Genomic DNA, 25,144 nt, shown 5'->3' with positions numbered 1-25,144 from the left:
TTAAAAACTTGTTGTATGTAATGTATTGTAATACTTACGCAAAATATTTTAGTGCATTCTCAAATATGAGCATTCCATCACCATATTTTGGCATAGCCACTCCTGAACGTTTACATTTTTCTTTTTCAAGAGGCCAGTTGTCCTGCTGAGTAAAAAATATTCCTCTCTCTGGGTGAGGCATTAAAGCTAAAACTCTACCACTTTTGTCTGACAAAGCTGCCAGGTCGTATATAGATCCGTTTGGATTGTAAGGAAATTGTAAATTTGCATAGTCACCATTTTCATCAACGTAACGCAGTGCAACGGAATTATTTTCAATCAATTGATTCAAAGTATCTTGATCCATAAAAAATTTGCCTTCCCCATGAGCAATAGGGAGATATAGTTCACTCAGGCCCCGTAGCCAAACAGAATTACTCTGCGGATTAACTCTCACTCTAATCCAACGACATTGGTAATTACCTATATCATTAGAGGTTAAAGCTAGATTAGAGAATTCTGGAACTAACTTTACTAATATCTGGCAACCATTACATATCCCTATAATAAGCTTATCCTGAGATAAGAAATTTTGAAATTCGTCTAACAAGTTGTTTTTTATACGCAAAGCAAACGCATTACCAGCACCAGTGTCATCACCATAGGAAAAACCTCCTGGAATTGCAAGTATATTGCTTAATTTCAGTTCACTTGGATTATCTATAATATCATTAATGTGAACGATTTTTACTTCAATATTATTAATACCAAGCTTTCTGCTACATTCCATAAATGCAAATGCAGTTTCTTTTTCGCAATTTAAGCCATAACCAGATAGGATTGTAATTTTCATGAATCAAAAAACTCGAACTTTCTTTTTACAAAATTTGCTATTAAATTCAAAGCAAATAGCATTAACAATAAAGCTATAATTGCAATGGCAGCAAGCTCAATAAATGCAATTTCAGGACTACTTGACCATATGTATATTTGTACAGGTAAAACAGTTGCCGGATCGAAGAAGGATGTAGGTGTATCAGCAATAAATGCTACCATGCCTATCATAAGTAAAGGGGAAGATTCGCCTAAAATCCTTGCAATTGCAAGCACTGCACCATGTATTATCCGTGGCAACGCAATCGGTAAAGAGTGATCCAATATCACCTTGATGTGAGGTGCACCTAGCGCAAACGCTGCATCTTTTATTGCAATAGGAACGTTTGTAAAGGCATTTTTTGTTGCAATAATAATATTAGGCAGCATCATAAATGAAAGAGTCATCCCGCCAACAAGCGGTGAAGAACGGGGTAAACCAAATATGCCCAAGTAGAGAGTCAGTCCTACCACACCAAATATTATCGAAGGCACTGCAGCAAGGTTATTCATGCTAATTTCTACAATACTGGTTATTAGCCTATTTCTAGGCATAAATTCATAAAGACAGATACCTGACATAATTCCTATTGGCAATGCCAACGCTAAGCATACTATAATTGTCATTAATGAACCGATAAATGCCCCTAAAATCCCTGCATTCTCAGGCTCACAAGAATCAGACTTAAGAAACAGAGACTTATTAAAAAATTTTCTTACTCTTCCCTTCTCTTTTAACCAATCAAGTAATTTAGCATAATGATCATTCAAATGTTTATATTTATTTATTGAATTAATTATACTTGACGCGGTAAACCAGATCTCATATTCACCACTATCTTTTACTTTCTTATGAAAAAATTTCTCTAGTTCTTTGTAAGAATTACGACTTAAAATTTCGTCACCGTCTTTAAAATCAGTTCCTTCAAACACCTTACGTAAAGAATTGTTGAGTAAGCCAATGGACTTATATCGTAAATCACCAGGATTATTAGTTAAAATAAGATCAGCATTTATTTCAACTGGTAATAAAATTTTCGTTACTGTTAAAGCACTGTAAGAGTTAACTAATATACTTAGTAATATACATATAGGACACCCAATTGAGACAATCAGTGCTGTAAAAGAGCAAAAGCATAAAATGTTGTTCTTTTTATTTTTTCTTTTTACACGAGCATGTACGCGCTTAGATTGAAGTAACTTAAGAAAGTTTTTCTTTATTATACCCATTTACTTTTCTTTACATGAGGATTTGAAAAGACTTTCCCCTTTTTCCAGTGCTTGAACTGAGATCTAACAGGCTTTGCCTGCAAATAATTTTTATATTTTCCATGAAAGCACAAACCAAAAGGAGAATCTGGATCCCAGTGTCAAACATTGGGATGACACCACAGCAGGAGGGAAAGTACAGTTGTGCGCCACACACTGGGATAATAAGAGAGAGTTTTGAGATGATACAATTGACATCACTCCCTATTGTATCTACTTAGATTTTTTTTTAACATAAGTAGTACGTTCTTTGATCCTTGCAGCTTTCCCAAATAGCTTGCACAGATAATATAATTTTGCTCTACGGACCTTTCCCTTTCTCATCACTTGTACTGAAATTAATGCAGGAGAGTAAACAAAAAATTGTGATACTATACTTTCTCCATGACTTACCTTTCTAACTGAAAAAGAAGAGTGTAATCCACGATTTCTTTTTGATATACATACGCCCTCAAATATCTGTATACGCTCACCCGTACTATCAACTACCTTAAAAGTGACCTTCAAATCATCGCCAGGACAAAAAGCTGGCATCTCTTTGGCTAACCTTTGTATTTGTTGTTCGTTAAATTTTTCAAGTAAGTTTGTCATTTATCATCTCCATTCAACAATTCAGGTCGACGTTCCTTTGTTCTAACATATGACTGTTCCCTTCTCCAATCACTTATTTTTCTGTGATTGCCAGACAACAGAACCTCAGGAACTTTGTACCTACTCCACTGCTCAGGTCTAGTATATTGAGGATATTCAAGTATACCACCACTATAACTAAAACTTTCTTCAGCAACGCTATCGAAATTATTTACTACACCTGGAAGAAGCCTAATACATGCATCAAGAACCACCATCGCAGCTGGCTCACCTCCCGAAAGTATATAATCTCCAATACTTAACTCATAAGGAGTATACACATCAATTACTCTTTGGTCAACACCTTCAAATCGACCACACAATATTGTTACATGAGGAATTTCTGTTAACTCCTTCGCAATTCTCTGATTAAATTTTGTACCAGATGGAGTCATATAAATAAATCTAGTATTTTTATGAGCAGAAAGCACATTATCAACTGCATTACCAATCACATCTGGGCGCATAACCATCCCTGCTCCACCTCCATATGGAACATCATCCACAGTTGAATGTTTATCTTTAGCAAAAGAACGAATATTTACTATTTCAAGATTCCATATTTTTTTTTCCAACGCTTTTCCGGCAAGAGAATAGTTCAAAAACCCGGGGAACATTTCTGGAAATATGGTTAATATTGTAACACTAAACGTCATTAGCAAATTTGTAGTAAACTAAGCAGCAATTTGATATTATCTTATAGTATACAGCTAAATTAATCATGTCACTGAATAAAACGATATACGAAGGTAAAGCCAAAGTCATTATTGAAACTGAAGACTCATCAACTGTTATACAGTACTTTAAAGATGATGTTACAGCGTTCAACAAGGAAAAATATGAAATTATTGAGGGCAAAGGAATAATTAATAATCATGTTAGTGCTTTTATCATGGAAAAGCTTGAAGAAGCAGGAATTAGCACGCACTTTATAAACACTCTAAACGAAAGAGAACAGCTAGTCAAAAAGCTCAAGATAATACCTCTTGAGGTAGTGGTTAGAAACATTGCAGCTGGCAGCTTTTGCAAACGTTTTAATATCAAAGAAGGTGAGGCACTTACATCTCCTATAATCGAGTTTTTTTACAAAAATGATGACCTAGCCGACCCAATGGTGAATGAAAATCACATATTATATTTTGGTTGGTTATCCCATAAAGAAATGGAAGAAGTTAAAACTACAACTTTAAAGATCAACAAAATCTTAGTCGACCTATTTTCAAATGCAAATATATATTTAGTTGATCTCAAGTTAGAATTTGGCAAATTGATAAACAACAGCACTAAAATCATTTTAGCCGATGAAATCAGCCCTGATAATTGTAGGCTATGGGATAAAAATACTCATAAAAAGCTAGACAAAGATGTTTTCCGTTTAAATCTAGGAAACTTAAAGGAAGCATACTCAGAAGTTGCAAAAAGACTGTCGGTAAAGTTAGACTAACTAAATACTACTCTATCAAGTGGAGGCTGACATGCTTCATCAAGTTTTCCAATAATCTCAATTTTTTCTCCACGCTTTTGGAAATGGCTTTCCACATCCTTCATATTATCGGGATCTACAATCAGTACTATACCTATGCCGCAATTAAATGTTTTTAACATTTCTCTCTTTTCTATTTTACCTTCTTCTTTCAGCCATAAAAATATATCTGGCCATTTCCAAGAATTAATATTTATGTCTACAAATAAATTTCCTGAGAGAATTCTTGGAATATTGTCTATTAACCCGCCACCTGTTATATGCGCAATGCCTTTTACCTTTGGCATAATAGGCAACAAAGAATCAACATATATCTTTGTTGGCTTAAGTAATATTTCACCCCAAGATTTATTATTCCATGGAGATATATCATTATAATTTATACCTAAGCTTTTAAAAATATGGCGCACCAAAGAAAATCCATTTGAGTGAATTCCATTTGATTCTAAACCAACTACACAGTCACCTGCTTTCATTATACTACAATTTGGAAGAATTTGCTTTCGATCAACAACACCAACCACAAACCCTGCAAGGTCATAGTGATTGTTACCATACATTCCAGGCATTTCTGCAGTTTCTCCACCAACTAATGCTATTTTAGATTCCTTGCACCCTTCTGCAATGCCCTGGATTACAGACAATAAAACGTTTTTGTTTAAAACGCCTGTTGCAAAGTAATCAAGGAAAAATAAAGGTGTTGCTCCTTGTGCAAGTAAATCATTTACACACATTGCAACTAAGTCTATACCTATAGTATCATGCTTATTCACCTCTTGAGCTATTAATAGTTTTGTGCCCACTCCATCAGTTGAGGAAACAAGTACTGGATGGTCGTATTTCTTACTCAGCGAAGAAAAGTCAAACAATGCGGAAAATGATCCTACTTCACTAATTACTTCTTCTCCTTTAGTCTTTTCAATAATAGGTTTAACTTTTTTTATTAGTTCATTATATAGTTTAAGGTCTATTCCAGATTTAGCATAAGTATTCATAACGCCTTCACAAATCTTATAATTATTAATACTACATTAATGCTTTGACACAAAAAGCGCAACGAAACTTTCTCTTAAATTGACTACTACATGCCTACCAATATAGGGTTAACTTAAATCATTTATACTTTTATCCAATGAATAAAAACATAATGTTAATAACAGAGTGCCTATCAGGACGAATTCTTCATGATTTTGCTAGTTCTATGCAAGGAATAGTGGGTGGATTGGAAGAGCTTGAAGAAAACAACCCTAATATGCAAAACGAAGCATTGTCATTGCTTAAAGAAAGCTCCGATGATTTAATATATAAATATAAAGTTATGAAGCAAGCGTATTCTCATTCATCAGATAATTGCAGCTTTGTTAAGACTAAATCCAATATAGAAAATTATTTATTAAAAAAAAAGTAAAGCTTCAGTGGAGAGTAAGTGAATGTCCTACAGAAAACTTAATTGAAAAAATAAATAAGATAATTTCCAATATGGTGATAACTATAATCAGTGCAGTGGCACAAATTGAATTAGTGTCTATTTTACTGACTAAAACAGAAGATAAAACACTACTCACTATAAAAGTAGTAAATGAACATAAATCAATAAGTACATTATTAGTGAGCAAATTAACAAAAAAAAATGATATTCGTTTGGATACAAAAGACATTATTATCTATATGACTTCTTTACTGTTAGAACAGTATAACACTAAAATCAATTGCACTTGTGAAAGTAATTCACTGAATATAGGCTTAACTATAACTTGAGATGGCTTCATATTTCATAAAAGGGAATCGATACTATAAATTTGAATCTTGGATAAGGAAAGGAAAAATTTTGTGGAGTAACTTAGACATAAAATCTGTAGTTAATTTCTTTGCAGGGAGTGTTAAATAAACTGTGTCAAACCGAGAAGTAAAAATAAAATAGAAACAAAAAATGGAGGTTTGACACAGTTTATTTAACACTCCCCTTTTTCCTGCAGTAATGAATTATTATGAAGCTTGCATTTTCTGTCGCTTACTACTGGGATAGCTTAACAGTTGCAGTGCATGTCTATCAATGATAAAATGAAGATCAGTTTATTTTGATACTATGATTAGGGTACTCTTTGTTGCACTATTATTTTTTTGTGGTGGTTATGCACTTGCAAAACAGGAACCAAGACCAATAGCTGGTGATAACCACATAAAGGTAATGAATTATAATCCACAGGCTATACATAAGTACACGGGCTTTTATGGTTATCAATCCAGCATATTGTTTGAGCCAGGGGAGGTAATAGAGAGTCTTTCAATGGGTGATGCAACCGGTTGGCAACTCCTTCCTCAAGGTAATAGATTATTTATTAAGCCTATAGATGATATTGCCGATACTAATGCAACTATAATTACCAATAAAAGAGTTTATTATTTCGAATTTCATGCTGAAGAAGCAAACGGGCTAGATGATCCAAGGTTAGCATATGAAGTAAGGTTTCTTTATCCACTGTTCAACAGTGATGAAATTTATTCAACGAGTAACGGTGATATTCTAGAGCAAGCTAGTCATACCACTATCCCTGATATAAGTGATATTGAGGTTATAAAGAAAGGCTTGAATTTTAACTATTCCATCTCGCACGTTAAAGGCAGTCAATCAATAATACCAATTAAGGTTTTTGATGACGGAAAATTTACATATCTACAATTTAATAAAATAAACTCTGATTTCCCGGCAGTTTTTATGGTTGATTCTGCAGGATATGAATCCTTGATAAATTTTCGTACAGTTGATGACTACCTGATAATTGAAAGAGTAAGCTCGGTATTTACCTTAAGAAACGGATCAAGCACAGTCTGCCTGTTTAATGAAAACATACCTTTCAAAAAAGGTAAGTGATTAAAGGCTATAGTATTCTTATAGGTGCAAAATTCTTTCTATGGTGCTTCGTAATTCCATGAAGGCCAATAGCGCTGAGGTGTTCTTTTGTTCCATATCCCTTATTTTTATACCAATTATATTGAGGATGTTTATTATGCAATTCTTCCATAAGCCGATCTCTTGTAACTTTTGCAACGATTGAAGCAGCTGCGATTGATATACTTAAGCTATCACCATTCACTATAGATTTTACTTGCCATTTTACTTCAGGTGGTTGATTACCATCAACTAGCACATAATCTAGTTCTAGATTCAAGTTTGCCAACGCACGTTTCATTGAAAGCTTTGTTGCTTGCAAAATATTGTATGAGTTTATTTCTTCTACGCTTGCCATTCCTATACCAAATTTTGCAACAGACGTTATTTTTTCGTATAGAACTTGCCTACACTTAGGGGTTAGCTTTTTTGAGTCGTTTATTCCATCAATAACCGTATCTCTATCAGTAAATATTACAGCTGCAGATATCACTGGACCGGCAAGCGGACCTCTTCCTACTTCATCTACTCCTGCTATAATTCCTGATAATGTATCTTCTAATGTGAAATCTGGATATTTCATAGTTCCTATAATAAGAAAGTTAAAGCAAAAATCGAACAAGCAATAGAAATTATCCAAAATTTTATAACTATTGTATTTTCTGACCACCCTTTCTTTTCAAAGTGATGATGTATTGGTGTCATAAGGAAAATTCTTCTTCCTGCTCCATATCTAAATTTTGTATATTTAAAATATGATACCTGAATAATCACAGATAAAGTCTCTATTACAAAGATTATTCCAATAACGGCAAAAAGCATTTCTTTTTTAATTAGAACACTAGTGAGTCCTAAAGCTGCACCGATTGATAGGCTTCCAACATCACCCATAAATATTTTTGCTGGATGTGTGTTAAACCACAAGAAACTTAAAATAGCTCCTATAAATGCAATGCAGAATAAAGTAATGTTTACATCTGTCTGAGTGATGTATGCAATTAGCCCCAAAAAAGCAAAGGAAGTAATGGCTTGAGTTGCAGCAAGGCCATCTAGGCCATCTGTAAGATTCACAGCATTAGAAGAGCCGACAATTACAAATGCAGCAAACGGAAGATATAGATAGCCAAGGTCGATTGCTACTTCTCTAAATAGAGAAATTTTTGTAAAACCTTCAGCAGATTGTAGCTTAAGTATAAACATACAGACCAGAGTAACGACAAACTGAATAAGTATTTTGGTTTTTGCACTTAAACCTCGGTGGTGATTTGTCTTCAATTTTAAATAGTCATCAATAAATCCAAGTAGAGCAAAAAATAGAGTTATAAATACCAGCAATGAAATTTCTGGTGTTAATTGAGTCCAAAGCAGGATTGGTAATAAAGCAGAAGTTAGTATTATTATTCCACCCATAGGTGGTATATTCTTTTTTGTTATTAAATGACTTTCTGGTCCATATGATCTGATTGGTTGTCCATCTTTACTTATCTTTTTTAGAAGTTTTATAAAATAGGGAAAGAGAATAAACCCAAAAATAAATGAGATAAAAAACGTCTTTGTAGCTAAGATCACCTGCCTATTCAAAATTAACTAGATATTATACCAAAAGCTTTACCTAATCTCAATTTATACCTTTTTATCAGCTCATTTTATTTGGAGTAAATTTAGTTATTGATTAGTTATAGCAAAGTTTGCATACTGATATTTAGTTAATGGTAAGAGGTGGCATATGTTAGATTATATTAAAAAGCTTTTGTGGGCTACTACAGTACCTGATAATGAGAGTAGAGTTAAAAGTTCTTACACGCATATAGTAGAGAAACCTTCTTTTGGTGATGCAGCTTCAAAGTTGAGTAAGGAAGAAAGGTCAGAAGAGCATCTTGTTCTTCTAAAAGGTAAAGGCAATAGCTCTGGTACAACTGTAACAGAAGGATCGTCTAGTATTCAGAATGCAGTATCAGGCAAGAACAAGCGTGAATATATCAAATTAGACAGTGATGAAGAATGGGATAAATTCTTTGAGTTACAGAATGATCCAGACACTAATACTACAAACAAAGAACCTTTTTCTTCGAAGAAAGGAGAATCTCACTATCATGGTAAAGAGATTGTAGGCAAGATTGCTGACCAAATTAAGGCAGAGATATCGAAGGTATATACCATAGAGTCCATAATGATAAAAGAAGGCAAAAGGGAAGAGAATATTGTTTATCCTACTGTGAGAGTTGTGCTACATGCCAATAAAGAAGGAGTAGATATAGCTAAACTTCTAGGCGGTAGTATATGTAAAGAGTATGGTGTAAGAACAATTACATTTTGTCATCCTAATCAAGAAAAAAAGAGAGGGGCATGTTGCTATATTAATAATGATAGTGATAATGAGGAAAGAGTTTATGAAATAATTAGTGGGTTATATGAAATGACTTTAAAGTGGTATGTTGATGGAAGAGAATGCAAAATTAAAGTTAACATTGATGGTAATAATGGTGTAACTCTCCTTGAAGGCAACGGTGTTACTGCAGAGCAGTTGCGTGCAAATAAAGAAGTCAAAATAGGTAAGAGACGTGAACCAAAATCTTTATATGAAGCGTTAGTACCGCAATTGCAACAAAAGAGCTCTGAATCAGTCAAGGTTTTACAGCAGCCTTCAACAGATGTAACAAATGTGACAACAACACCAACTTCTACTTCTCAGAGATGTAGGTATCCTCTTATCTAAATAAGGAAAAGCGAAAATAGTATGAGTTGCTTGCAAATGTAAGTAACTTGTACTTCTATGATGAATAACACAATATTACCAAGAAATTTCTATGAACGGCCAACTTTAACCGTAGCTGGGGAGCTGCTAGGCAAGATGCTGAAATTTTCTAATTTTAGTGGAATAATAACTGAAGTTGAAGCGTATATAGGAATGGATGACCCAGCTTGTCATGCAGCAAGAGGCTATACTAATCGAACCTCAGTAATGTTTGGTACGCCAGGGTTTTCGTACGTATATTTTATATATGGAATGTACTATTGTCTAAATATTGTAACAGAAGCAGAAGGATTCCCAGCAGCAGTGTTAATACGAGGATTAAAGCTCACTGAACCGCTTGAAGCAAATTTAGGCGGGCCAGGCATACTGTGCAAAAAATTAAACATTACAAAAGAACATAATAAACAAGACCTTACTATAAGTCATGAATTTTGTCTCTATGAATATCACCTCAAACCAGATTATGTGTGCACTCCAAGAATCGGAATTAGTAAAGGCAAGGAGAAATTTTGGCGATTTAAAAGTTGCGTTTTAGCAGACATGCCTAAAATCACACTCAACAATAAATATTAGACCTCCTGCATAAACTAGATAAAAAGGCAAATAGCCTTTTATGTTTACCAACAATAGACTTCTTGGATAACCTAAGGATATTTTTTGATCTTCTATGGGGGAGTTGAACATTCCCTTTTTATAAAACTTTTGCATACTCCTATTTAACTTTAATAGCTCTTTATCTTCCTGAAATCTGGATGTTTTATCAATGCATCTTCTATTCAGCCGTTAGCAAGAACTTTCACTTATTCCATAGCTTTGCACTATATGGAAATATGTACGGTATTTACACAAATATTCGAGTGCTATTAATAAATATATTTGGTTTTCCTCCTCTTGCCTTTTTCTTGGCCTCTTCCTCTATTAAAATTTCTATTATTTTTCCAATGTTTTTCTTTTTACTCCTCTTAGTCTTCGAAGCTTCTCTTCATCAAGTTTACTTATCTGCTCAAAATTTATACCTTCCCTAATATTGCTTCTACTACTTGTTTCTTAAGTTATCCAAGAAGTCTATTGTCTGTTCAGATACGAGGTAGCTGCTGCCATTTGAAATATTTTATTCACCTAAAATTACATTCTACCTATTTTAAAAGTAGTTTAAAAAAACTTTATAGACTGCATACAAAAGACCTAACATCTTTAGCAATGCCTTCATAAATCCTTACTAAATCCTCACTTAGTATTGAAGGATTTCCACAATCAGAAGCACTACATATTTGCGGATCTAGAGGAACTCTGCTCAAGAGTTTGACTCCCAGCTCTTCAGACATTTTTTTTGCACCACCTTTTCCAAATATGTGTATTTTTGAATTATCTTGAACAAAATAGCTCATATTTTCCACAATGCCGATAATTGGCACGCTGAGCTTTGTGAACATATCATAAATTTTTTGTGCATCGATTAAAGCAAGCTCCTGTGGAGTTGAAACTATTATTGCTCCAGTTAAACTAAAATTCTCCATCAGACTTAAATGTACATCGCCAGTGCCAGGCGGTGTATCAATGATTAAATATTCTATATCAGACCACCTTGTTCCCATTAGCAAATTGTAAAGTGCTTTTGTGATCATAGGTCCACGCCATATTACTGCGCGGTCCTTATCAATAAAATAGCCAATTGAAATAGTATAGAGACCATGTTTCTCTATAGGCATTGCTTTACCACTCTGTATTTCTGGTTTTAATTTCTCAGTGCCCAACATTTTAGGAATCGAAGGACCATATATATCTGCATCAACTAGCGCAACTTTATGTTTTAATTCTGCTAACGAAAGAGCTAGATTTAGTGCAACTGTCGACTTACCCACACCTCCTTTACCAGAAGCAACGACAATTATATTTTTCACTCCTTCGATATGAAGTTTAGCTTTTTGTTGCCTAGCTTGTTTTTGACCAGTAGCAACTACAGTAACCTTTCCTACTCCCGGTATCGCCTTAACAGCTTGCTCACAATTTTTTCTTAATTCTTCATTTGGCTCAGTAACTTCAAGAGCAAAAGCAACATCTTTACCCTTAATAACAATTGAGGATACTACACCAACATTCTTACCACTTTTCTTCTCTATAACCTTTTTTAGGCTCTCTCTTACGATTTCCTCATTAACCTGTGTAAAATTTTTCCAGAACATATGATGAAATTTTTTCTATTGGTGTATACTAACATAGAATAATTAAACTGCACTGACTTTAAAACGAGGTTACAAGAATATGCTAAATCATCAAAATTTAACACGAAAACAAAAAGATTTGTATTTTTAGCTAAAAAGATCTATATGGAATGGAAGGAGCATCAGCGATATCTTGGAAGCAGTTTCAGGAAATGATTTACTAAAGTTCTTATCACTTGATATACTACACAATTTCCAAGAGGTGGGGAACGCACTTTAACACTACTTAGCCTAGCTATACATAGAGACAATAATGAATGTGTTAATTCTATTTAGAACAAGCTCAAAACAATGGTATACTACAAGATATTCTTACTGCTCCAAATATTATAAACTATCAAAATGGTTTGATGTACACCTTAACATCGCTTGGCTTTGCCATACATCATAATAAGGGAAGGTATATTAATGTTATTTTAACAACAGCCCAAGAAAATGGTATATTACAAGATATTCTTTCTTCTAGAAATATTGTACAGTATTTAAGTATTATAGCGTGTACTTTAACGCCACTTAACTTTGCTATATATAAAGGCAATAACGAATGTATCAATTCTATTTTAATACGAGTTCAAAACAGTGATACACTACGAAATATCTTTACTTCTAAAGATATTGTGCAGTTTCCAGGCGTGACGTATGTCATTAAACCATTTGCCTTTGCTATATATAAAGGTAATAATGAATGTGTCAATTCTACTTTAATACGAGCTAAAAATAGTAGCATGCTACAAGATGCATTTACTGAAGTAAGTACTGTACTGTTTCCATATGGTAGATATACTTTGAATGCTTGTGAGCTAGCTGTAGTTGTTAATGAGAACAATGCTAGTATTAGGACTGCATTAGATAATGTATCTATTTCTTCTAGGTATGTTAGAGAAAATAGCAAAGTTAATTAATTTCTTAAGTAACTCTTTCTTGCAAGTACTACTTTTTTATGTATCTGTTCAGGCAATGGCGTTAACTTAAGAGAATGAATTAGCAAGCTCTCCTAAAGACATTATGGCGTTTAGGCTTATCTACTTTATTGCGGCTATACAATCTTCACGTTAACTTTAGTGCGTATTTTAAAAAGGGCTTGAAAGTTTTTTGGTGCTAATAAGCACCTGATAAAGTTTCTGTCTCATTACACCAAATAAAACTGAAAAATTTAAACGATACTCAGCAATTTGATCTGGGTTCCAAGGCTCTTGTGCATTACACATATGAAGTATTGCACATGACCAAGTTTGCACAAAATTCTTGTTTCTAAATTTATCCCAGAAAAATTCTCTAATTCTGCTTCTACTTTGAGTCGTTTATAGCACTCCTCTATGTGACACTTAATAGATAAGCTTTACTGATATCTTCTTTATTGAAATAAAATAGAAACCAAAGGTCCTATTTTTTACAGTATTTTATTCCTTAACATCTTTTCTTAAGTTGACGCTATTGGGCTTTGTTGCATCGCTATCTACGATGAATAAAAGATAAAATGTAGAATATCAGTAGCTTATTATTCTAGCATTTATAGTAAGGACAATCAGTAAATATCTAAATTTAAGTAAAAGAAGTTTTACTATCATTCACTAATCTAGCTAGAATTCAAGAATTTCAATGCTTTAGCTATTTTAAGTAGAATTAAATTTACTAGTACAAACAATAAATTACTATTCTTAAATTTAATCAGATAGATTGCAAAAAATAAGATTTTCAATAAGCTGCTTGTATAGTTAGCCTTTCATAGATAGTGATGCAACAAAGCCCGCTGGAATCTAGTTCATATTATATATTTATCTGATAAGTTCCATGTATGTGTAATTTATTTAAATTGACTTCTTATCATATAATTAAATACATTATTGAAAATTAAAGGTAAGGTTATAGCAATGGAAATTTCAAATTGGCACGAATTATTGAGTTTAGTTAATGTTGACAAAGATTTAAGCAAAGATAACGTAATTGAAAAAATACAAAATGAGCTGAAAAGATATTCAAAGGAATATGAAGAGTGGGAAAAGTCTGGCTTTGATATAAATTATGTGTTTAAAGATGGTGAAAAAGCGACTCTTTTGCACTTGGTGGCTTCCTTTAACCTAGAAAATATAGCGAAGGCTCTCATGGAAAAAAGGGCAAATGTTAATGAAAAAGATGTAAAAGGAGATACTCCTTTACATAATACTACTTATCTTGATAGTATAAACATAGCAAACGCTCTCATAGAAAAAGGTGCAGATGTTAATGCAATAAATATATGGAGAAGGACTCCTTTACACTATGCTGCTTTATTTCGCAGTATGGCCATAATAGATGCTCTTGTGGAAAGAGGTGTCAATGTTAATGCAGTAGATATGTGGGGAGAGACTCCTTTATACTATCTTAATTGTCCAGCAATTAAGAAAGGGTGGATTGCCGGTGGAGTAACTGCATTATTAGGTACTGCTATATCTATAGCACTTTTTACAGCCGGAGCAATTACAGCTGAGTTAATACCTATAGTTATAGCAGTAGTTGCAATTACAGCAACAGCATTAATAGTTGGCAATGCTATATATAAATTGTCAAAGCCTGACACTCAAGTTGATAAACCAATCTCAGCAAATCGACAGCAAGAAACTGCTAGCGATAGTAGGGTTGCCTAGCGATTCTGCCACAGTGTCAGCTGCTTTAATGATATCCATTTGTTCCTATAATTGTCTTTTCTTGGCTACCTTATTTTGCTATTCTGCTGAACAGAGACAAATTTACTTTCTTACTTCACTCACTAAAATTTTAATATGTCGTTTCTTTCCTGCAGATAATTTTATAAATGGCTGACCTTTAAAGCTTTCAGAGTTTATTGTATAGTTAACATCGTTTATAGTATTATCATTAACTTTGCATCCATTGCCTTGTATTAAACGCTTTGCCGCACCTTTTGAAGGTTCAAAACCGGTGTCATACAGCAGGTCTATCAAGGGTATACCATTTGCAATTTGTTCTTTTGTAATAGTGTAACCAGAAAGCAATGAACTGTCTTCATTTTCAAAAGCAGAGATTGCAGCAGATCGTGCAAGTTCGGCTTCTTTGCAACCGTGACATATTTTCGTCACTTCTGTTGCCAAAACCTTTTTTGCTTCGTTTGTTTCTTGATCCTTCAAGGACTCTAGTTTTTTAATTTCATCAATTGGTAAATCAGTGAAAAGTCTCAAGAAACGACCAACATCTTGATCATCAACATTGCGAAAATATTGCCAGTAATCATAAGAATTTAGCATGCTGCCATCAAGCCATACTGCCCCACTTTCAGTTTTGCCCATCTTTTTTCCTTGTGCGTTTAATAAAAGAGGTGTGGTAAGACCAAACAGCTCAGGTAAATTTAACTTTTTGCTAAGTTCAATTCCGTTTACTATATTTCCCCATTGGTCTGACCCTCCAATCTGGAAACGACAGCCATACTTTTTATTCAACTCGACAAAATCATAGGCTTGTAACAACATGTAATTAAACTCGAGAAAGCTTAGATTTTGCTCCCTATCTAGCCTAATTTTCACACTATCAAAGCCTAACATGCGATTTACAGAAAAATGTGTCCCTATATCACGCAAAAAGTCTATATATTTTATGTTATCTAACCAATCTGCGTTGTTTACTATGATTGCACCAGTTTTTCCATAATCGAAAGATATCATCTTCTCGAGGGTTTTCTTTATACCAAGTATATTTTGATTGATATCTTCTATCGGCAAGACGCTTCTTGCTTTGTCTTTACCAGATGGGTCACCAATTTTTGTTGTGCCACCTCCAAGTAGAACTATTGGCTTATAACCGAATTTTTGTAGGTGACGGAGCATCATGATTTGAATGAGACTGCCAATATGCAAACTTGGTGCCGTACAATCAAACCCAATGTATGCAATTATATAATTATCTTGTGATAATAGCTGGTCTAACCTATCAATGTTTGTACATTGATATAGGTATCCTCTTTCTTGAATGAAGTTTAAAAACTCGGATTTATGTTTCATAATATGTTATTTTGTGTGTAAACGGTGTTGTTAACGATGGTGTCATTCCAGTGCTTGACGCTGGAATCCAGTTTATTATGAAATTTCATCAAAAATGTTGTATAGTGTGCTCGTTTATGATTAAGTTTTCTAGATTCCAGCGTCAAGCACTGGAATGACACCACCAACTTCATAAGGGTTGCCTTCAAAATTACAACATTTGAAAGTGTATACCAGCTACCTGGATAATCAATTCCATAACTCTTCTATCTTATAATATTCTCTTACTTCTGGCCTGAATAGGTGAACCATTATACCTTGAAAATTCACAATCACCCAGTTACCTTCATCCATACCTTCTACATCTATTTTATCATATTGCTTGAGATTTTTCATCACGTGCTCAGCTAATGCTTTTACATGGCGGCTCGAATCACCGGATGCAATGATCATATATTTTGCAATGACAGTTTTATTCTGTACATCAAAAGTAACTATATCTTGACCTTTGTTTTGATCTATTACATCTACAATTGCATTTTTTATTGATTCTGTATCACCATTCATTATTCTAAATTATATAATTTATCTGTAATGATACACTCAAAATTTCTGAATATGAACTATTTTTGATATGTTTCTAGTGTAACGTTTATAATACATATATTTGTAATATATGATAGTTTTCTGATGGTATGATCATTTACTTAATCGGATTTCCGGGTAGTGGCAAACTTACGATTGCAAAAGAGCTGTGTAATATTATTGATGGGGTGATAGTAGACAATAACCTGTTTAATAATATTATATTTGATATGATTGACTTCAGAAATGCTGAGGTTACAAGTGAAATATGGGAAAAAATTTTTGTGATTAGAGAGAATATGTTAGCAATATTGGAAAAATACCATATAGAATCAAAGCATTATATATTTACAAACGAATTGATAAAAGGTGATTCCTATGATCAAAAAGTATACAACTCAGTGGTGAATTTAAGTAAAAAAATGAACGTGGAGATTCTCCCTGTGGTGTTATATTGTAATAGTGGAGAACTAGTAAAGCGCGTTCAATTAAAGGAAAGAGAGCAGGAGAGAAAAATTACTGATTCAGATTTTGCTATGAGAAGAATTAAAGGAAAGAAACTATTTGTCCCTCAAGGTTCACTTGAAATTGATAGCTCAAACTTAAGCGCAAAAGAAGTTGCAAAAAAAATTGTTGAAAAAATGAATAGTAAAAAAGTAGTTGGAACTTCTATGATAGATAATTTAGCAACAGAGAGTATTTGTGATTAGTGAGGAGAAAGAGTATCGCCCTTGTGTTGGCATAATGTTATTTAACAAACAGGGAAATATTTTTATTGGAAAACGTTTTGATAGTGACTCTTATTGGCAGATGCCACAAGGAGGAGTTGATGAAGGTGAAGAGCTAGAGCAGGCAGCGCTACGTGAGCTATTGGAGGAAGTTGGTACTGATGAAGCAGAAGTTGTGGCTCAAAATAAAGAGTGGATATATTACAACTTACCCGAGGAAGTTATACCGATATGCTGGAATGGGAGATATTCTGGCCAAAAGCAAAGGTGGTTCTTAATGAAATTTTGTGGGAAGGATAAGGATATTAATATTAACTATACTGATCATCCAGAGTTCAAAGAGTGGCGTTGGCAAAATGTGGATGATTTGGTAGCCAGTGCTATACCGTTCAAAAAAGAAGTTTATAAAAAAGTGATAGAAGAGTTTTCTTCTATCATAAAAGGATCTATTTATGATAGTTGATTCTCATTGTCATCTAATTTATTTTTCTGATGATGAAATACCAAAGGTAATTTCAAGAGCAGAGCAAAATGGTGTGAGAATTTTGCATAACATATGTATAAGCATTAATGATATCCCTAAATTATTAAAAATCTCTTCATCCTATGATCAAGTCTACTGCTCCGTTGGTATACATCCGCTTGATACTACTGTGGAAAAAGGTGAGTGTATAAATGCTGATGAATTGATTGAATTTACTAAGGGCAAAAAGGTAATTAGTATCGGTGAAACCGGATTAGATTTTTATAAATCTGATAACAAAAGCAATCAAAAAAAAAGTTTTGCATCACACATAGAAGCGGCAAAAGTAACAGGATTACCTTTAGTTATTCACACTAGAAGTGCTGATAGTGAGATGATTGATATGTTAAATTCAGAAATGAAGAAGGACGCTTTTAGTGGAGTAATGCATTGCTTTGCTTCTTCTAAAGAGCTTGCTTATAAGGCTATGGACTTGGGATTATACATTTCATTTTCTGGAATTATTACTTTTAAAAATGCGAACTTACTAAGAGAAATTGCACAAAATGTGCCACGTGAGCGTGTTTTAGTTGAAACTGATGCACCTTACCTGTCACCTGAGCCTTACAGAGGAAAAAAAAATGAACCAGCAATGGTGAAATACGTTGTGAATTGTTTAGCGAAATTATGGAATGAATCGCCAGAAGAAGTAGCAAAAATAACTACAAATAATTTTTTTAGACTGTTTTCGAAGCTTGAGCTCAAAGAAATTCTATAGGGCAATTAATTTAGCTGACAGAGCTCTTTTACTGCACTTACAGATTTATAAAACATCTCTTGTTCACTATCGTTCATTTTAACTTCTAGAACTTTCTCAACTCCATTTTTGCCAATAATAGTAGGAACACCAATGAATAAGTCTTTCACACCATATTCACCATTAAGATAAGCAGCGCATGGTAATATACGCCTTTTATCTTTTAAGTATGATTCTAGCATGCTTATGGCTGAAGATGCAGGAGCATAGTATGCAGATCCAGATTTAAGTAGATCAACTATTTCTTTTCCACCATTACGAGTGCGCTCAACTATTTCATCAACTTTTCCTCGCGTAATCACACCCATCTCAATGATTTGGGTAAGTGGAATGCCAGCAATTGAAGCATAATTGATTAGTGGTACCATAGTGTCACCATGTCCTCCAAGCACAAAAGCAGATACATCTTCGACAGAAATATTTAACTCACTTGCAAGAAAATAACGAAAACGAGCAGAGTCAAGCACTCCTGCCATACCAACAATCATATTAGTTGGCAGGCTTGAAGATTTGTATACTACTGAAACCATAGCATCTAAAGGATTGGTAACCACTATTACAAATGCGTTTGGAGAATGTTTTTTAATATTTTCCCCAACCTCTTTCATTACTGCAGCATTAGTTTGCAGAAGGTCATCTCTGCTCATTCCAGGTTTTCTGGCAATGCCAGCAGTTATTATAATTGCGTCAGAGTTTTTTATATCTTCATACCTATTTGTACCAGTAATATTGACATTAGATCGATCAATAGGAGATGATTCTGTAATGTCAAGTGCTTTACCTTGTGGTATTCCATCGCTTACATCAAGCAAAATAACATCTCCTAGCTCTCTTAGTGCAATCATATGGGCAAGAGTCCCACCGATATTTCCTGCACCAATCAAAGATATTTTTTTTCTTTGTGCTGTCATTTTCTACTCCTTTATATTTACTTTTGTGGCTTTACTAACTTCCCAAGGGGATAAGCTGTCAAACATACGAAAATCTTGTGGTAAGTCTATAGGATTATATACAACCTTTTTTGCCTCTATATCGTATCTTACTTCCTCGTAGCCAGTGAGAGGAAAATCTTTTAACATTGGATGACCTTTGAATCCATAATCCGTTAAAATCCTACGTAAATCTGGGTGATCAGAAAACTCTATTCCATACATATCAAATACTTCACGCTCAAACCACGAAGCTGCGTTAAATATCTTTGCTACACTTAGAGGTATATCACCTTCACATAACTGAAGCTTTATGTGCACTCTGATATTGTGTACAACGCTGAGCAAATTGTATATTAGCTCGAAACGTTTTTCTCTATCTGGGTAATCAACCCCAAAAACGTCAACTAATAATTCAAGCCTACACTTTTCATCATCACGTAGAAAGAGTAAGTGATTTTCAATGTCATTCAAAGCTGAATATATTACAATAGTGCCATCATTTTTCTGAATACATTCACATTTAGTCTTTTTTTGTATGTATTTTGCAGTTTTATCCATGCTATATATTTTTAGTTCGTTTTATTTTATTTTGTAGACATAGCATTCCATATAGCAACGCCTCAGCAGTTGGAGGGCATCCAGGAACATACACATCAACTGGCACAATTCTATCGCAACCACGGACTACTGAGTAAGAATAATGATAATAGCCACCGCCATTTGCACAACTTCCCATAGAGACGACGTATTTGGGATCTGCCATTTGATCATAAACTTTACGCAATGCTGCTGCCATTTTATTAGTTAACGTGCCAGCAACAATCATAACATCTGCTTGCCTTGGGCTTGCACGAAAGATTATGCCATATCTATCAAGATCATAACGACTGGATGCAGTGTGCATCATCTCTACTGCGCAACATGCAAGACCAAATGTCATTGGCCACAATGAACCAGACCTTGCCCAGTTCATTATATAATCTATTAAATCGCCAAATTTAGTGATAAGAAAACCTTCTTTTTTGTAACGATTCCAGTCGCCATTAGATAAATTTATTCCCATTCCAACGCACCTTTACACCACTCATAAAGAAAGCCTATAGTAAGTATTGCAAGGAATATCATCATAGACCAAAATCCGCAATAGCTTATTTTAGATAAAGAAACGGCCCAAGGGAAAAGAAAAGCAATTTCTAAATCGAATATTATGAACAATATTGCAACTAAGTAAAATTTTATGTCGAAACTTTTTCTGGCTCTTGATAAAGGATTAAAGCCACACTCATATGTAGAAAGCTTTTCACCATCTGGGTTACTGACTGCAAGAAACATAGGTAATACACCTAAAGTAAAGGATACTACAATTGATACACAGATAAAAATTAATATGGTTAAATATTCACTCATTTAAAAAACATATAACACTATGAATTTACATGCTTTCCTAATCTTTTACCACCTAAAATATGTATGTGAAAGTGCGGTATAACTTGCTCTCCATCTTTACCGTGATTAGTAACTAATCTATATCCTGTTTTTTCTAAGTTATATTTATGTGCTATTTCTCTAACAGTTTTAAAAAAACTTACTATTTCCTCTTCGGAAGCTTTCAGAACAAAATCATCGTATGAAACGTATTGAGCTTTTGGTATAACTAGAATATGAACTGGTGCATCAGGATACTTATCACGAAAAGCCAGCACATTTTCATTTTTATGTATTTCCTCATAAGACAACTCACCTCTTAATATCTTAGCAAAGATATTAGTGTCATCATAAGCTGTACTACCCATACTTTATTAAATTCCTGGTCCTCTTCTATTTTGCTTATGATTTGGTGTAGAAGGTGGGCTTATTGCTGCTTCGCTAGAAGCATCTTCAAGACTTGAAACGTCGTCTTTTAGCTGTATATCTTGTCCACGCAAAATTGACCCATAGTCCATTTGGTGTCTTTTTGAAAAAGTTTCTATTCTATTTGCCCTTCTTGCAGCAATAACTTCTGGTTGTAAATGATACATATCTCCAGGAACAGTTAGGCTATGATACCTTTCCTCTATTTGAACTTCTTTCATAACACTCTCCATAATTTATTTCCCCCTACCTCTTATGCTTTCGCAACTTTCAAAATCTTGTTTAATAGCTTTTTGCCAATTATTTAAAATTTTCTCTGATGACTTTTCTTTATCCATAGGCCTTACAACTTCCTGTGACTTCTGCTTTTTACTATCATATCCACTATACAACTTTTCTGCAATACCATACAGCAATTTCCGATCTGTGTGAACTTTAAACTCTCCACCAGTAATTTTTGCCAAATTTTTAAGATCACAATCAATCTTATTATAAATTCCTTCAAGAGCGTACTTTTTCATTACTTTTTCATCCATACCTAGATTTTTATCTTTTATTTCTTGGATAATTTTTTCAACATCAACTTCAATTACAATTTTGTTTTCTTCTCTAAAAATAGTTATATTGGGCAGATCTTCCCTTATTTCATCTAATTTCTCTGGACTCAAGTAAGGTATATCCCCCGTTAAAGTTCTTGACGCTAAAAAACTTACCTTACCTTTTTCTTGTTTTGTTATTTGTATGCCGAGGTACTTACTAGCTTCTGTGGTTTTTATAGGTGGGTCATATTTCTCTTCTTCTTTAGGCAAATCACTCACAGCGTTTTTTAATGAAACTTTAGCATCATGCTTCATTTCATCAATTGAAGCAAACGGTTTCTTCATAGGATAAATAAGTGCTTTAGGCACAAGAAAAAACACGCCTTTTATCTTAGCCAAAATAGACTTTTTATTTGACTCACCTTTTGCCATACATACCTCCAAGTCACTTTCTACAATCAGATAGTAAAACACACTCAATTATAGACGAAAATATTTAAGCTTGTATATCTATTATAAGATGAAATTATAGAAATAGCAATCATTATTTGTACATTACCAAAGTATGTAGTATTTTTGCTGCTTTTCTTGTTCAAATTACCTTTAAAGATAAATTATGTTAAAATGGAACGCAAATAATATTATAGATGCTACTGGCGGAAGAGGGGAGGGTGTTTGTAATTCGGTGTATAGCTCAAATATTTCAACGGATACAAGAAGCATAAAAAAAGGTGATTTATTTATTGCTCTCAAGGGAAAGAAATTTGATGGGCATGATTTTCTACATGAAGCATTTTTAAAAGGAGCTGTTGCTGCGGTAGTAAGCGAAGATAAATATAGAAATTTTCCTCTAATTATTGTGCAAGATACTCTAAAAGCTTTGCATAATATGGCATCATATTACATTAGAAATATTCTTGTTAATGCTAAAGTTATCACAATTACAGGTAGTGTTGGGAAAACCACTACAAAAGATATGCTTAACACTGTTTTGTTGCATTATGGAGTATCTCATGTAAATGAAGGTAACTTGAATAATAATATAGGATTGCCTTTTACGATTCTAAAAGCGCCAGAAGACTGCCAGTATTTAATCCTTGAAATAGGAATGAGTAGAGCTGGTGAAATAAAAGAGTTATCGAAGATTAGCAATCCGGATATTGCAGTTATTACCAACATTGAACCTGCGCATGTTGAAAACTTTTCATCTCTACTTGATATTGCGCAAGCGAAATTAGAAATTCTACATGGTATGAAAAATAATGGTACTTTGGTTTTGAATAAGGATAATGAACATTATGATTATCTCTTATCAAATGCTAACAGAAATGTAGTAAGCTTTGGTAAGAATGAAAGTGCTACTGTTTGTTTGTTAGAACTAATAAGAGACGATAACGGTCTAAATTTAAAAATCAAACTGAACAGTGGTCAAATTATGAACTGTAATTTACCTGTAAAAGGCGAACATTTTGCATACTCTGCATTAGTTGTTACAGCAGTTTTGCAAAGTCTCGAACTTGATTTATCTAAATTACCACTAGCACTTGAGAATTTTACTGTAACAGAAGGTAGAGGTAATGTTCATCAAGCTAAATACAATGGAAAATTAGTACATTTGATTAACGACTCCTATAATGCTAACCCTACTTCAATGAAGGCTGCAATAAGAACTTTAGGTACATATTCTAATTTAAGAAAAGTGGCACTACTTGGCGATATGTTAGGACTTGGTAATGAAAGCATAGTATTTCATACAGAATTGCTTGACTCTATAGTAGAACAAAATGTGAATAAAGTTCATACAGTTGGTAAATTTATGTTAGAATTGAATAAACTTTTACCGGAGAATATAAAAGGCATGCATTTCGATGATTCTAACCAATTGAAAAGTAATTTAGCTAATATTGTTCAAGGTAATGATGTAATTTTAGTTAAAGGTTCTCATGGAATGAGAATGGACCTTATAGTGCAGGAATTCACAATAGAATATTAAATAAAACTATTGTATTAATTTAAAGTTAAGTTATTGGAAGTTTTAACTGTGATAAAACGTATAATTATTTTTGGTGGAACGGGATTTATAGGAAAACACATCGTAAGACGCTTGGCAGCGGCGGGGTATTTAATAAGAATATTTACTCGTGATCAGGAAAAAGCTGCTTGTCTGAAGTTATGTGGAAATTTAGGACAAATATCAATAATTGAAGGAGATTTTTTTAATGAAAGATCAATTTTAGAAAGTATGGAGGGGTGTGATGTTGTTATAAATTTAGTAGGAATATTATATGAAAAAAGAAAATACGATTTCTATACAGTTCATGTTGGAATAGCTGAAAGAATAGCAAAAGCTGCGCAAATAAAAAATGTATCCATGATGATACATTTTTCTGCCATGGGAATAGAAAATGATAAGTTATCAAAATATGCCCAAAGTAAATTGAAAGGTGAGAAAGCTGTAGCTTCGGCGTTTCAAGGAGCAATGATAATTAAGCCAAGTCTTGTATTCGGTAAAGAAGATAGTTTCTTCAATAAATTTGCAAGATTAGCAACAATTCTTCCTTTTTTGCCGTTAATCGGTAGTGGAATAACGAAGTTTCAGCCGATATGTGTAACAAACTTAGCTGAAGTGGTATACCGTATTATCAGCTTTAATAAGCAAGATAAAAAAATTTATAATATAGGTGGACCAAAAGTTTACTCTTTTAAAAGCTTATTAAAGTTTATTCTGAATGTGACTAACAGAAAGTGTCTACTGATCAATGTACCTTTTCCAATGGCAAGATTGATAGCCTTTTTCTTAGAAAGTAAAGTTGTTTCTGTACTGTTAAAACCTATAACCGGAGATGCAAGCCCTATACTTACTCGAGATCAGGTGAAAGTTATGATGAGTAGTTCAATCGAAAAGTCAGATGATCTCGGAACAATGAAAATTAGACCACTAGCAATTGAAAATGTGGTGCCAGAATACTTGAAAATTTATAGAAAGCATTGATAGAAGAATGTGCCCGGTAGGATTCGAACCTACGACCCACAGCTTAGAAGGCTGTTGCTCTATCCAACTGAGCTACGGGCACACATCATATATAAAATGCTTCTTAGTACACGTGAAGTCAAGTATTTCTTGTGAATATAATGTTTGTGATAATATCTCAAAACTTTG

30 protein-coding genes, 1 tRNA gene and 2 pseudogenes are annotated in these 25,144 nt (G+C 33.6%); 13 read left to right on the top strand and 20 right to left on the bottom strand.

Annotated elements, in window-relative coordinates:
- Positions 1–34: 34 nt before the first annotated feature.
- From OPR37_RS05470 to trmD, 4 genes are all read right to left on the bottom strand, one after another.
- Positions 35–832, bottom strand: coding sequence for a phosphoribosylformylglycinamidine synthase subunit PurQ (locus tag OPR37_RS05470; RefSeq protein ID WP_019236865.1), 798 nt, complete (start codon positions 830–832; stop codon positions 35–37).
- Positions 829–2,082, bottom strand: a complete 1,254-nt coding sequence (locus OPR37_RS05465; protein WP_007302279.1) for a PstA family ABC transporter permease — start codon at positions 2,080–2,082, stop codon at positions 829–831. Before OPR37_RS05465 ends, OPR37_RS05470 begins: the two co-directional genes overlap by 4 nt.
- Positions 2,083–2,334: 252 nt before the next feature.
- Complete coding sequence (gene rplS, locus OPR37_RS05460; protein WP_007302278.1) at positions 2,335–2,712, bottom strand: 50S ribosomal protein L19; 378 nt, start codon at positions 2,710–2,712, stop codon at positions 2,335–2,337.
- Positions 2,709–3,407: a tRNA (guanosine(37)-N1)-methyltransferase TrmD gene (gene trmD / locus OPR37_RS05455; protein WP_012481936.1), complete on the bottom strand. Its 699-nt coding sequence runs from the start codon at positions 3,405–3,407 to the stop codon at positions 2,709–2,711. Before trmD ends, rplS begins: the two co-directional genes overlap by 4 nt.
- Positions 3,408–3,472: 65 nt before the next feature.
- Between trmD and purC the strand changes: the two genes are divergently transcribed.
- The gene (gene purC / locus OPR37_RS05450; RefSeq protein ID WP_007302276.1) at positions 3,473–4,195 is read left to right on the top strand and encodes a phosphoribosylaminoimidazolesuccinocarboxamide synthase; all 723 of its coding nucleotides are present in this window, start codon (positions 3,473–3,475) and stop codon (positions 4,193–4,195) included.
- On the opposite strand, the gene purM is transcribed toward purC, so the two are convergent.
- Complete coding sequence (gene purM, locus OPR37_RS05445) at positions 4,192–5,229, bottom strand: phosphoribosylformylglycinamidine cyclo-ligase (RefSeq protein ID WP_019236866.1); 1,038 nt, start codon at positions 5,227–5,229, stop codon at positions 4,192–4,194. The genes purC and purM overlap by 4 nt on opposite strands.
- Before the next feature lie 137 nt (positions 5,230–5,366).
- Between purM and OPR37_RS05440 the strand changes: the two genes are divergently transcribed.
- From OPR37_RS05440 to virB9, 3 genes are all read left to right on the top strand, one after another.
- Complete coding sequence (locus tag OPR37_RS05440) at positions 5,367–5,642, top strand: hypothetical protein (protein ID WP_012481935.1); 276 nt, start codon at positions 5,367–5,369, stop codon at positions 5,640–5,642.
- Complete coding sequence (locus OPR37_RS05435; RefSeq protein ID WP_125855783.1) at positions 5,627–5,992, top strand: histidine phosphotransferase family protein; 366 nt, start codon at positions 5,627–5,629, stop codon at positions 5,990–5,992. The genes OPR37_RS05440 and OPR37_RS05435 overlap by 16 nt, the downstream gene beginning before the upstream one ends.
- 328 nt (positions 5,993–6,320) lie before the next feature.
- Positions 6,321–7,106: a P-type conjugative transfer protein VirB9 gene (gene virB9, locus OPR37_RS05430; RefSeq protein ID WP_007302273.1), complete on the top strand. Its 786-nt coding sequence runs from the start codon at positions 6,321–6,323 to the stop codon at positions 7,104–7,106.
- A 7-nt stretch (positions 7,107–7,113) separates the two neighbouring features.
- Here virB9 and OPR37_RS05425 read toward each other — a convergent pair whose 3' ends face one another.
- Positions 7,114–7,707, bottom strand: a complete 594-nt coding sequence (locus tag OPR37_RS05425; protein ID WP_213863879.1) for a ribonuclease HII — start codon at positions 7,705–7,707, stop codon at positions 7,114–7,116.
- A 5-nt stretch (positions 7,708–7,712) separates the two neighbouring features.
- Entirely contained in the window at positions 7,713–8,693 is a 981-nt protein-coding gene (mraY, locus tag OPR37_RS05420) for a phospho-N-acetylmuramoyl-pentapeptide-transferase (protein WP_264684868.1), read from the bottom strand.
- Between the two features lie 157 nt (positions 8,694–8,850).
- Here mraY and OPR37_RS05415 point away from each other — a divergent pair, with 157 nt between their 5' ends.
- Complete coding sequence (locus tag OPR37_RS05415; RefSeq protein ID WP_264684867.1) at positions 8,851–9,840, top strand: hypothetical protein; 990 nt, start codon at positions 8,851–8,853, stop codon at positions 9,838–9,840.
- A gap of 60 nt (positions 9,841–9,900) precedes the next feature.
- The gene (locus tag OPR37_RS05410) at positions 9,901–10,452 is read left to right on the top strand and encodes a DNA-3-methyladenine glycosylase (RefSeq protein WP_012481934.1); all 552 of its coding nucleotides are present in this window, start codon (positions 9,901–9,903) and stop codon (positions 10,450–10,452) included.
- A gap of 213 nt (positions 10,453–10,665) precedes the next feature.
- Here OPR37_RS05410 and OPR37_RS05405 read toward each other — a convergent pair.
- Positions 10,666–10,893, bottom strand: a pseudogene (locus OPR37_RS05405) (helix-turn-helix domain-containing protein); the annotation flags it as partial.
- Between the two features lie 149 nt (positions 10,894–11,042).
- The gene (locus OPR37_RS05400; protein ID WP_019236868.1) at positions 11,043–12,062 is read right to left on the bottom strand and encodes an Mrp/NBP35 family ATP-binding protein; all 1,020 of its coding nucleotides are present in this window, start codon (positions 12,060–12,062) and stop codon (positions 11,043–11,045) included.
- 389 nt (positions 12,063–12,451) lie between these two features.
- On the opposite strand from OPR37_RS05400, the gene OPR37_RS05395 reads away from it, so the two are divergent.
- Positions 12,452–13,003 carry a WD_0033/WD_0034 family tandem repeat-containing protein gene (locus OPR37_RS05395; protein WP_052264676.1) on the top strand — a complete coding sequence of 184 codons (552 nt, stop codon included), beginning with the start codon at positions 12,452–12,454 and terminating at the stop codon, positions 13,001–13,003.
- Positions 13,004–13,082: 79 nt separating this feature from the next.
- On the opposite strand, the pseudogene OPR37_RS05390 reads toward OPR37_RS05395, so the two are convergent.
- Positions 13,083–13,463: pseudogene (locus tag OPR37_RS05390) on the bottom strand (IS4-like element ISWosp8 family transposase); the annotation flags it as partial.
- 509 nt (positions 13,464–13,972) lie between these two features.
- Here OPR37_RS05390 and OPR37_RS05385 point away from each other — a divergent pair.
- Positions 13,973–14,725 carry an ankyrin repeat domain-containing protein gene (locus OPR37_RS05385; protein WP_007302265.1) on the top strand — a complete coding sequence of 251 codons (753 nt, stop codon included), beginning with the start codon at positions 13,973–13,975 and terminating at the stop codon, positions 14,723–14,725.
- Between the two features lie 102 nt (positions 14,726–14,827).
- Here OPR37_RS05385 and tyrS read toward each other — a convergent pair whose 3' ends face one another.
- Complete coding sequence (gene tyrS, locus OPR37_RS05380) at positions 14,828–16,090, bottom strand: tyrosine--tRNA ligase (protein ID WP_012481931.1); 1,263 nt, start codon at positions 16,088–16,090, stop codon at positions 14,828–14,830.
- A gap of 228 nt (positions 16,091–16,318) precedes the next feature.
- The gene (rsfS, locus tag OPR37_RS05375; RefSeq protein ID WP_264684866.1) at positions 16,319–16,636 is read right to left on the bottom strand and encodes a ribosome silencing factor; all 318 of its coding nucleotides are present in this window, start codon (positions 16,634–16,636) and stop codon (positions 16,319–16,321) included.
- 128 nt (positions 16,637–16,764) lie between these two features.
- On the opposite strand from rsfS, the gene OPR37_RS05370 reads away from it, so the two are divergent.
- Genes OPR37_RS05370 through OPR37_RS05360 form a run of 3 tightly spaced genes read left to right on the top strand, consistent with a single transcriptional unit; the run spans position 16,765 to position 18,623 of the window.
- A complete protein-coding gene (locus tag OPR37_RS05370; protein WP_052264674.1) occupies positions 16,765–17,364 on the top strand; it encodes an AAA family ATPase in 600 nt (199 codons plus the stop codon).
- A complete protein-coding gene (locus OPR37_RS05365) occupies positions 17,357–17,845 on the top strand; it encodes an RNA pyrophosphohydrolase (protein ID WP_007302261.1) in 489 nt (162 codons plus the stop codon). Before OPR37_RS05370 ends, OPR37_RS05365 begins: the two co-directional genes overlap by 8 nt.
- Positions 17,835–18,623, top strand: a complete 789-nt coding sequence (locus OPR37_RS05360) for a TatD family hydrolase (protein WP_007302260.1) — start codon at positions 17,835–17,837, stop codon at positions 18,621–18,623. The genes OPR37_RS05365 and OPR37_RS05360 overlap by 11 nt, the downstream gene beginning before the upstream one ends.
- Positions 18,624–18,628: 5 nt before the next feature.
- Here OPR37_RS05360 and mdh read toward each other — a convergent pair whose 3' ends face one another.
- From mdh to OPR37_RS05325, 7 genes are read right to left on the bottom strand one after another with little or no spacing between them, the layout of a single operon-like run.
- Positions 18,629–19,573, bottom strand: coding sequence for a malate dehydrogenase (gene mdh, locus OPR37_RS05355; RefSeq protein WP_007302259.1), 945 nt, complete (start codon positions 19,571–19,573; stop codon positions 18,629–18,631).
- A gap of 3 nt (positions 19,574–19,576) precedes the next feature.
- Positions 19,577–20,152 (bottom strand): NADH-quinone oxidoreductase subunit C, encoded by a 576-nt coding sequence (locus tag OPR37_RS05350; protein ID WP_007302258.1) that lies wholly within the window; start codon positions 20,150–20,152, stop codon positions 19,577–19,579.
- Between the two features lies 1 nt (position 20,153).
- Positions 20,154–20,657: a NuoB/complex I 20 kDa subunit family protein gene (locus tag OPR37_RS05345; RefSeq protein WP_007302257.1), complete on the bottom strand. Its 504-nt coding sequence runs from the start codon at positions 20,655–20,657 to the stop codon at positions 20,154–20,156.
- Positions 20,648–21,001: an NADH-quinone oxidoreductase subunit A gene (locus OPR37_RS05340; RefSeq protein WP_012481929.1), complete on the bottom strand. Its 354-nt coding sequence runs from the start codon at positions 20,999–21,001 to the stop codon at positions 20,648–20,650. The genes OPR37_RS05345 and OPR37_RS05340 overlap by 10 nt, the downstream gene beginning before the upstream one ends.
- Before the next feature lie 17 nt (positions 21,002–21,018).
- The gene (locus OPR37_RS05335) at positions 21,019–21,387 is read right to left on the bottom strand and encodes an HIT domain-containing protein (RefSeq protein WP_006014413.1); all 369 of its coding nucleotides are present in this window, start codon (positions 21,385–21,387) and stop codon (positions 21,019–21,021) included.
- 6 nt (positions 21,388–21,393) lie between these two features.
- Positions 21,394–21,678, bottom strand: a complete 285-nt coding sequence (locus OPR37_RS05330) for a hypothetical protein (protein WP_019236871.1) — start codon at positions 21,676–21,678, stop codon at positions 21,394–21,396.
- A 3-nt stretch (positions 21,679–21,681) separates the two neighbouring features.
- Positions 21,682–22,416 carry a hypothetical protein gene (locus OPR37_RS05325; RefSeq protein WP_264684865.1) on the bottom strand — a complete coding sequence of 245 codons (735 nt, stop codon included), beginning with the start codon at positions 22,414–22,416 and terminating at the stop codon, positions 21,682–21,684.
- Positions 22,417–22,600: 184 nt separating this feature from the next.
- Here OPR37_RS05325 and OPR37_RS05320 point away from each other — a divergent pair, with 184 nt between their 5' ends.
- Together OPR37_RS05320 and OPR37_RS05315 are read left to right on the top strand one after the other, a co-directional pair.
- On the top strand, positions 22,601–23,977 hold the full coding sequence (locus tag OPR37_RS05320) for a UDP-N-acetylmuramoyl-tripeptide--D-alanyl-D-alanine ligase (RefSeq protein WP_019078639.1): 1,377 nt from the start codon (positions 22,601–22,603) through the stop codon (positions 23,975–23,977).
- 48 nt (positions 23,978–24,025) lie between these two features.
- Positions 24,026–24,976, top strand: coding sequence for a complex I NDUFA9 subunit family protein (locus tag OPR37_RS05315; protein WP_180708352.1), 951 nt, complete (start codon positions 24,026–24,028; stop codon positions 24,974–24,976).
- Between the two features lie 8 nt (positions 24,977–24,984).
- On the opposite strand, the gene OPR37_RS05310 is transcribed toward OPR37_RS05315, so the two are convergent.
- Positions 24,985–25,058: transfer RNA gene (locus tag OPR37_RS05310), tRNA-Arg, on the bottom strand.
- Positions 25,059–25,144 lie beyond the last annotated feature (86 nt).

This window comes from Wolbachia endosymbiont (group B) of Lycaena phlaeas, assembly GCF_947251875.1.
Lineage (GTDB): Bacteria > Pseudomonadota > Alphaproteobacteria > Rickettsiales > Anaplasmataceae > Wolbachia.
The sequence above is the reverse complement of the archived record's forward strand: the minus strand, read 5'-3'. Positions and strand labels throughout refer to the sequence as shown.